4 protein-coding genes are annotated in these 5,306 nt (G+C 70.5%); all 4 read right to left on the bottom strand.

Annotation, left to right across the window (positions count from 1 at the left end; all coding sequences use genetic code 11):
- Positions 1-127 precede the first annotated feature (127 nt).
- The 4 genes from hpnE to WA805_RS10110 all read right to left on the bottom strand — a co-directional run bounded on the left by hpnE (position 128) and on the right by WA805_RS10110 (position 4,977).
- A complete protein-coding gene (gene hpnE / locus WA805_RS10125; protein WP_425242213.1) occupies positions 128-1,546 on the bottom strand; it encodes a hydroxysqualene dehydroxylase HpnE in 1,419 nt (472 codons plus the stop codon).
- Complete coding sequence (hpnD, locus tag WA805_RS10120) at positions 1,543-2,448, bottom strand: presqualene diphosphate synthase HpnD (RefSeq protein WP_425242212.1); 906 nt, start codon at positions 2,446-2,448, stop codon at positions 1,543-1,545. Before hpnD ends, hpnE begins: the two co-directional genes overlap by 4 nt.
- Positions 2,449-2,450: 2 nt before the next feature.
- Positions 2,451-3,416 carry a squalene synthase HpnC gene (hpnC, locus tag WA805_RS10115; RefSeq protein ID WP_425242211.1) on the bottom strand — a complete coding sequence of 322 codons (966 nt, stop codon included), beginning with the start codon at positions 3,414-3,416 and terminating at the stop codon, positions 2,451-2,453.
- A 439-nt stretch (positions 3,417-3,855) separates the two neighbouring features.
- The gene (locus WA805_RS10110; protein WP_422287948.1) at positions 3,856-4,977 is read right to left on the bottom strand and encodes a PP2C family protein-serine/threonine phosphatase; all 1,122 of its coding nucleotides are present in this window, start codon (positions 4,975-4,977) and stop codon (positions 3,856-3,858) included.
- Between the last annotated feature and the right edge of the window lie 329 nt (positions 4,978-5,306).

The following is a 5,306-nucleotide window of genomic DNA, read 5'->3' as shown; positions in this document are numbered from 1 at the left end:
GCGCCGGCGAGCCCGTAGTGGTAGGCGGCGACCCGGCGCACGCCCGGGCTCAGCCGGCTGAGCGCGGCTTCCGTCGCCGGACCGACCAGGTCACGCGCCACGGCAACGCCTGCGGGCATCACGACCGTCACGAGCGCACCTCCCTCACAGAGTCAACTGTGTTCACTTGTTCGTTAGTCAATTCGCTCACTGCATCCTCGTTGTCAGCTTGCTCGTGGAGGGCGATGACCGCGCTGAGACCGCTGCGGACGGCGCCTTCCATCGTGTCGGGCCAGCCCGTGTCGGTCCACGAGCCGGCGAGCGTCAGGCCAGGAAGGTCTGTCGCGGCCTGCGGCCGGAGCCGGGCCGTCCCCGGCACCTGGCGGAACGTGGCCCGCCGCTCCCTGGTGACGAAGAACTCCGTCACCGTCGCCTCGCGCGCCGCGGGGAACAGCTCCGCGAGCGCGGGCACGAACTGCTCGCGCAGCGCCGCCGCCGGGACGTCCACGTACTCGTCCGCGGCCGACAGCGAGATCGCCAGGTACTGCCCGTCGTCGCCGCGGGCGTGCATCCCGGATATCCGGGTGCGGTCGAACACCCACTGCACCGGCGAGTCGACCGCGGCCGCGAACGGCACGTCCATGACCTTCCTGTCATAGATCACGTGCACGTTCACGATCGGCGCGGCGCCGAGCCCGGCCCAGCCGTCCACCGTCTCGGCGGGCAGCGCGCCGCGCGGGATCAGCCGGGCGGCCGCCTCGTGCGGCACCGCGAGGAGCACGGCGTCGGCGGAGAGAATGTCCTCGCCTTCCGCGGTGCGGCCGATCTGGACGGCGAACTCGTTCGGGCCCTTCGCCTCGATGGCGGCGACCTTGGTGTTCAGCCGGACGGTGGCGCCCAGCTTGCCGAGCAGCCGTTCGGCCGCGGCACCGTGCAGCTCGCCGAGCGACAGGGCCGGCACGCCGATGTCGGCGGCGTCCGCGTCGCCGAGCAGGCCGGTCTGCGCCACCTTCCCGGCCAGCGCGAGCGAGCCGTCGTCGCCAGGGACGTTCAGCGTGGAGATGAAGAACAGGTCCCACAGCGTGCGGCGGGTGCGCTCGTCCTGCCCGCGGGCCGCGAGCCAGTCACCGAGCCGCTGCTCGTCCGTCGCCGGGTCCGCCAGCTTCAGGCGGCGGAAGCCCAGAGCCGCGCGAGAAAGCCGCGTACGTTCGGGATAACTCAGGAACGGATACCGGAGGAGAGCCGGCAGCATGTGCAGCGGCGCGGGGACGCGACCCCTCTTCAGCCGCGCGCGGCGCTGCGGGGAGACCACGGTCACGTCGAAGCGGGGCTGCAGCGGGGCGTGCGCCCCCATGCCGAGCCGGTCGAGCAGGCCGCGATAGGCGGTGCAGCACCGCAAGAACACGTGCTGGCCGGTGTCGATCACCAGGTCGTCCCTGGTGAACGACATCGTGGCGCCGCCGAGCCGCGGCTTGGCCTCGAGCAGCGTGACGTCCGCGTCGCCCTGGGCGAGCGCGACGGCGGCCGTGATCCCGGCCAGGCCGCCGCCAACGACAACCACCTTCACTGGGCCGCTCCCTTGCGGTACTTCCAGCGGTCGAGGCCGGCCAGCGCCTGGGCGGCGACCAGGGCCTTCTCTCCGCCAGGGAGCGACATCCTGCCCTCGAGCACGGCGCTTGGCTGGCTGGCGATGCGCTCGAGGAGGCGACGGTAGATGCCGGCCATCGCCCCCGTGCACGCCGCGCTGCGGCGGTCGATGGTGGCGAGCAGCCGCATCCCCGAGGCGTACCACTCCCTGGCGCGGGCCGCCTCGAACTCCACCAGGCCGGCGAACCTGGCCTGCATCGCAGCGTCGGGGAACGGCTCTGGCTGGCCGAACGGCGCGAACTCGATGCCGAACTTGGCCAGGTCCTCCTCAGGGAGGTAAATGCGGCCGTTCAGGTAGTCCTCGCGGACGTCCCGCAGGATGTTGGTGAGCTGCAGCGCGACCCCCAGGTCGTCGGCCATCTTGGCCTGCTTCTCCGGCTGGGTCGCGCCGTATATGCCAAGCGACAGCCGGCCGATCGAGCCCGCCACGCACTGGCAGTACCAGAGCAGGTCGTCGAACGTCTTGTAGCTGGCGCCGTTCACGTCGGCGAGGCAGCCGTCGATTAGCTCGCCGAACGCGGCGAGCGGCACCCCGAACCGCGGTCCCGCATCGGTCAGCGCGACGAGCACCGGGTCACTGTCGTCCGGGCTGTCCCCGGCGGCCAGCGCCTGCACCTGGACGCGCGCCGCTTCGAGCCGCGCCGTCTTGTCGGCGGCGGGCAGGTCACCGTCGCCGATGTCGTCGATCCGCCTGGCGAACGCGTAGACCGCGGTGAGCGCGCGCCGCTTGGGCGGCGGCAGCAGCCGGATGCCGTAGGCGAAGTTCCTGGCCTGCTCCCAGGTAATCCTTTCGCACGCGGCATACGCCTCGTCCGCGTCCACGTTCACCTCCCCCTGACGTAGCTGCCGGCCATGTTCGCCAGCGTCGCTGCCTTGCCCGGCTTCGGCGTCGTGCGCAGCACGTCGTAGCCGGCCTGCCTGATCGCCCGCAGCGCGGCGCGGCCGCCAGCCAGGTACCCGGCGATCGCGAGCCGCGCGGCGCCATGAAGCGTGCCGACCAGCGGCGCGCCCTCGCCGAGCAGCTCCGCCGCGCGGTTCACCTCGAACGTCATGAGCGTGACCACGTTCGGGCCCGCCGCGGGCCGCGCCAGGTCGGCCTCGGTGACGCCGAAGCGCTCGAGGTCTTCGCGCGGCAGGTAAATCCTGCCGTTGCGCAGGTCCTCGGCCACGTCCTGCCAGTGCTCGACGAGCTGCAGGGCAGTGCAGATGCTATCCGACAGGCGCAGCCGCTCCGGTGTCGCGGCGCCCATGATGTAGAGCACGACCTGGCCGACCGGGTTCGCGGACAGCTCGCAGTACTTCGCCAGGTCGTCGTAGGTCTCGTAGCGCTTGACGAGCTGGTCCTGCCGGTTGGCCTGGATGAGGTCGTCGAACGGCTGGCGCGGGACGCCGCACTCCTCGACGGTCTTTTTCAGGGCCTGGATGGCGTCGAGGGACGGCTCGCCGCCGTCGTAGATCGCGGCGACGTCCGCCTGCAGGTCGTCGAGGAGCTTGAGGCGGGTGGCCGTGATCGTCTCCTCAGTCGCGCCGGCGGGCAGGCCGGGCAGCGGCTCGTCGCCAAGGTCGTCGGTGAGCCTCGCGAAGCCGTACAGCGCGGTGAGGTTCGCCCGCCAGCGGGCTGGCAGCACGCGGAGGGCCACCGGGAAGTTCTCCCCGGAAGCCTTCGCCGCGACCGCAAGCGAGACCTCGGCCGCGACCGCGATGCCGGGCGCGGGGGTCTCCGCTTCGGGCGCCGCCACCTCCTCGTCTAGGCCGCCCGTCCCCGCTCGGCCTGTCGTTCCGCCAGCCACCCGTCTATTTCCCCACAGGTTAGAAGTAATTGCAAACAATGACGTACGCGTCACCTGACGTCGATGTCGGAGAAGTGTGACGGCTATGTCAGCTAAACTCCGACAGCCGCCACTGGTGGTCACGCATTGCGCGTCTATTTAGTTTGCATCAGTCAATGTACATATGCTAGGGAATGCGCGCAAGTGCAGCAATACCTATGGTGAACTGGGAAGACTCACTCGTTCAGACTGGCCCGCTGGGCTTAGGCGACGACCGGAAGGGGACGCCGGCTAACGGCGGAAGGCCGTTCCGCCGTCCCCTAACTGACTGATTTCCTGTCGCTTCAGAGAGCTACGGAAAAATTGCGGAGAAGACACATCTCGGAAACATTCTGACTCGCCGTGCCGCAGTGACCGCGCGCCGTATACTGGCCGGCTAGCAGCGGCCCGCGGGTCCGCGTTACGAGCGCCAGATCACGACGAGGGCGCAGTCGTCGGAGCTCCCGACGGCGCGCTGCATGGTGGTGACCAGTTCCGGGGCGCCGCTCTGGAAACCGGTCACCACCAGGCGCTCGGCCTCGCCGAGCAGTCGCTCGATGCCCTCGTCGATGTCCTGACGCGGGGCCTCTACCAGCCCGTCGGTGTAGAGCATGATCGCGTCGCCGCGACGGAGCACGCCCTCGTCGGGGATGTCGTGAGCGCCGGCCAGGTCAGGGACCACGCCGAGCACGATGCCGCGCGCGCCGCTGACCCGCCACTGGCCCGTGTTGGCGTTGAAGCGGGCAGCGGGCGGGTGCCCGGCCGAGGCCAGCGTGTACTCCCCGGAGGCCAGGTCGACCGTCAGGTGGACCGCGGTGACGAACCCCTCGGGGGCCTTGCCGCGCCGCAGGTAGGCGTTGCACGCGGGCAGGAACCGCTCTCTGGGCACCGACCCGAGCATGCCGCCGAACGCCCCGGAAAGCAGCAGCGCCCTGGTGGCCGCGTCCATCCCCTTGCCCGACACGTCGACGAGCGCCACTTCAAGGGTCTTGCCGTCGCTGTAAGAGACCACGAAGTCCCCGCCGAACGACGAGCCGCCCGCGGGCCTGAGCACCACGGCCGACCCCCAGCCGTCACCGAGGTCCGGCAGCGTGCCCTGCGCGCGGATGCGGTCCCGCAGCTCGATCATCATCCGGTCCGCGCGCAGCCCGCGGGTGCCCAGCTTGCCCCTGGTGTTGGCGAGGACGTCGGCGAAGACCGCGGTCACCGCGATGGTCGCGACGATCCCGGCCCCCGCCTTGTCCTCGATCACGTCGTAGGCGAGGCCGGCCGCCACGATGACGAACATGATCCGCAGCGCCCTGGGCCACAGCAGCAGCCCGCCGCACAGGATCGGCAAGATCAGCACGCCGGGCGAGAACCACCACGCGGAAACGTGCACCGCGGCGATCGAGATCACGACCGCGACCAGGGTTAGCCCGGCCGCGACCCGCCGGTTCCTGGTGATGAACTGCTTCCTGACCTGATCCCATGTGCGCCTGCCCGCGGAACGCAGGCCGCGCGGTAGCGCGCGCACTGCGGAGAGGGGGGCGGACACAGTCATGACGCGGGCAGGTTATCCGCAGATCGTTGCGATCGCACGCGCTGCTACGCTCCTTCTCCCCGCCGTACTGCCCGGCTGCCGAATTCCATTGGCGTTGCCGGGGTGAGCTGGATCGAAGTCCATCATGGCAGACCCGGAGCCGATCCGTCCGGTTACCAAGAACGAGTTCACTGCCAGCTGACCTGGCCCGGCGCGCATCATCGCGTGCCGCTAGGGCAAGCTAGAGTCCGTGGTGAGCATGAAGATCACGCTGAGCGCTGCCATGCGGGCCAGAGACGTATCGCGGCCCCGGCCTGAGCAGCTGGCCGAGGCGGCCGTCAGGGAAGAAC

The organism is Trebonia sp. (assembly GCF_049794275.1).
Taxonomy (GTDB): Bacteria; Actinomycetota; Actinomycetes; order Streptosporangiales; family Streptosporangiaceae; genus Trebonia.
Note: the sequence above shows the minus strand (reverse complement) of the source record. Positions and strands in the feature narration are given on the sequence as shown.

What these genes read in the sequence shown, in the direction of transcription:
- WA805_RS10110 (WP_422287948.1), bottom strand. Translation starts at nt 4,977, where the DNA reads ATGACTGTGTCCGCCCCCCTCTCCGCAGTGCGCGCGCTACCGCGCGGC.